This is a genomic window from Stieleria mannarensis (assembly GCF_014154935.1).
Lineage (GTDB): Bacteria > Planctomycetota > Planctomycetia > Pirellulales > Pirellulaceae > Stieleria > Stieleria mannarensis.
Window position 1 is genome coordinate 1 of record NZ_JACEHH010000135.1, and the last position, 1,717, is coordinate 1,717.

The 1,717-nt window shown below is 55.4% G+C and carries 1 protein-coding gene; it reads right to left on the reverse strand.

What is annotated here, in order from left to right; genetic code table 11:
* Nucleotides 1-1,686: MTBMA_p00010-related P-loop-containing protein (locus tag H1B37_RS32715; RefSeq protein WP_220498491.1), on the reverse strand; the 1,686-nt coding region annotated here is incomplete at its 3' end.
* Nucleotides 1,687-1,717: the final 31 nt, after the last annotated feature.

The window sequence follows — 1,717 nt, forward strand, 5'->3', positions numbered from 1 at the left end:
ACGGCCTTCGCCGCTGTACAGCAGTTCGTAAACGTAGCGCTGACCGTTCTTGCCGCGGTGAACGTGGACGTATTCGAGATCGACAAGACGCATTAAGTGAATGCTCAATTGGCTGTTGCCGATCGACGTCGCTTCGCGAATGTCGCGGCGCGTGAAACGGACGGCATTGCGTGGGACGGAATTGGCTTTGGCGGTTTCGCTAACGTAATCGTTGAGCAACCCGAGCAGGTTACGTGTCTGTGGCGCGAGTTCATCGAGGCTGCGGCCGAGCACCAGTCCGGCGATGCCGTTGGCAACGGCGATATCGTTCTTGGTGACTTCAACGTACTCGATTGACGTGTCGTTGTGGTTGACGGTCTTGATCTCGCGTTGATGTTGATGTAGCAGCGCGATGGTGTCGATCAAGGTGAGATACTTTTCGTGATCGCGGCGGAGTCTGGTTTTGTAGTTGGCGAACGTCAGCTGCGGCGCGTAGGGATTGACGACCGTGAGCGGACGAATCAGTCGTTGTGCATTTTGATGTAGTTTGCGAAGTTGATTCTTCAGCTCAAGCGATTGACTCACGACAGCGGCCCGCGCATCACGTTGAACGTTTTGAATCGCGTCGGTCTGGTCGCGTGATTCATCGACGGTCAAGATCAGACAACGGTTGATCAGTTCTTCGTCGATGTCAAGCGCGGTGGTTGTCAGGAAGATTTGCGTGGGTCCTTCGACGTGATGTTCCTGGGTTTGGCTTCGTCCGTCATCACTGCGGCCGACCGTGGCGTGACGTAGTTCGCCTTCGCTTTGAAGTAGCTTCAAGGCGTAGCTTGCTTGTCGGATGCCTTCGTCTTCGGCAATCGCGAGGATCTTGTGTTGGATCGAATCGCTGTCCAGATAGAACAGCGACTGACCGGTCATTCCGCTGAAGCGATTGACGTCTTCGGGTGGCATCATCGAGAGGACTGCGTCCATCAGAGACGTCTTGCCGGCACTGGACGATGATTGAATCACGATGGCCAGAGGCTTGGCAAGTTTGCGGCTGGTCGCGGCCAAGTAGCCGGCGAGCTTGTTGGTGGATTCGCCGACGATCCCGCAGGCGTCCATGTCGGCGACAATGCGTTCCAAGAGATCGGGAGAACGAAGCAACGCTAACGCTTCGCATCGTTGTTCGTCGCTGAGTTTTACTTCGGTGCGTGCCGGTTGTTTCAACGCTGCGATGCGATCGGACTGCAACGCTTCGAGTTTGAGTAGCAACGCGCCGATGTCTTTCTTGATGATGTCGGCATCGGTGAAGAGTTCCGTTGCGGTGGCTTTGATGAACGAGCTGCGCGAGCGGGCCTTGACCAAGTCCAGCGTGTCCATGTGAACCAGGCCGTCGCGTGACGCCATGAGGTTGATCTTGAGCGTCATGGTGGACTTGTTCTTTTCAAGACCACGGATACGGTAGCGTCGATCGTCACGAGTGAAGATGATTTGATTGTCTTCGATGATCAGTTCGTTCTCGTCTTTGGTTGTTGGCTTTGGCTCGGCAACGGTGGCATTGTCGTCGGCATTGTCTTTATTCGTGTCATTGGTGTGATTCGTGGACAGCGTCTTGACTTCTTCGCCAACAACGATCACGTCGGGACCGCTTGCATGCGCATCGATCTTGTAACCGCGCAAGCCGATGATGTTGCCGTTGTGGTCTTGAATCGGAACGGTCACTCGGCCGCGCATTGTTTCGCGACCGTTGGCC